The following is a 1,226-nucleotide window of genomic DNA, read 5'->3' as shown; positions in this document are numbered from 1 at the left end:
TGAGCGACCCGCCCGCCGTATTAACGTTGTCGATGGTCGTGTCGAACTGCTTCGACGTTTCCTTCAGGTTCGCCGTGACCGTGTCGACATTGGCGACGATGCTCTTGATCTTGTCCTTGTCGACGGAGTTGAGCAGTCCTTCCGCGGCCTTCAACGTGCTGTCGAGCCTGCCTGACACGTTCTGCAATTGATCCGAGAGCGAGCTCACGGCGGACAGGAACTTGTCGATGCCGTCCGAATTCTTAGCCAGCGCGTCGGAGAAGGTCTCGACGTTCTTGACGGTCTGCGTCAGCGGGCCGCGAACGTCCTTGGTGAAGCCCTCAAGATCTGAGAGCACCTTGTCGGCGCGAGTGAAGATGTTCTGCGCCGTCTGCAACAGGTTGGTCACGGCCGAAGGATTGGCGACGATCTCGGGGACCCTGCCCTCCTTCTCCGCCTCGTCGAGCAGCTTGGCTTCCTTGGGATCCGCGCCCCTGAGCTCGATATTGGCCTGACCGGTGAGGCCCGCGAGCCCGATATCGGCCTGCGTCGACTTGGTGATCGGCGTCATGCGGTCGATCTCAGTGTCGGCGATAGCGACGGTCGGATTGTCGACGTCGATATAGACACGCTTGACGTCGCCCACCTTGACGCCGTTGAAGAGCACGAAGCTGCCGCGGCCAAGGCCCGAAGCCGAGCCAGGAATGCGCACGCGCAGAAGCGTCGTCTCGCCCCTTTCGCCGATCGCAGCGGTCCAATAGACGAAGGCGAAGGCCGCGAGGATCGCAGCCAGTGTGAAGATGCCGACAATGACGTAGTTGGCTCTGGTTTCCATTGCCCCACTTATGGCTAAGCACGCGCCGCAAGATCAAGTTGCCGGGCACGTTTTCCGCGGAAATAGGATTTGACCCACGGCTCCTCGCTCTTCAGCATGTCGTCGATCGTGCCTTCGACCAGCACCCTCTTCTTGCCGAGCACCGCCACGTGGTCGCAGGCGGTGAACAGCGTGTCGAGGTCGTGCGTGACCATATAGACCGTCAGATCCATCGTATCGCGTAGCTTGACGACCAATTCGTCGAATTCGGCCGCGCTGATCGGATCGAGGCCCGAAGTCGGTTCGTCGAGAAAGACGATGTCCGGGTCGAGCGCCAGCGCGCGCGCCAGAGCCGCGCGCTTGATCATGCCGCCCGAAAGCTCGGAGGGGAATTTCTGCGCCGCGTCGGGCGGCAGCCCGACCAGTTCGACCT

At 61.7% G+C, this 1,226-nt stretch carries 2 protein-coding genes; both read right to left on the bottom strand.

The annotated features are described in order from the left end of the window. Positions 1-814: MlaD family protein (locus EOA29_RS36975; RefSeq protein WP_145970069.1), on the bottom strand; the 814-nt coding region annotated here is incomplete at its 3' end. Positions 815-828: 14 nt separating this feature from the next. Next, the coding region (locus EOA29_RS36970) for an ATP-binding cassette domain-containing protein (RefSeq protein ID WP_127222427.1) at positions 829-1,226 on the bottom strand (398 nt) is incomplete at its 5' end.

The organism is Mesorhizobium sp. M1E.F.Ca.ET.063.01.1.1, assembly GCF_003998155.1.
Lineage (GTDB): Bacteria > Pseudomonadota > Alphaproteobacteria > Rhizobiales > Rhizobiaceae > Mesorhizobium.
The sequence above is the reverse complement of the archived record's forward strand: the minus strand, read 5'-3'. Positions and strand labels throughout refer to the sequence as shown.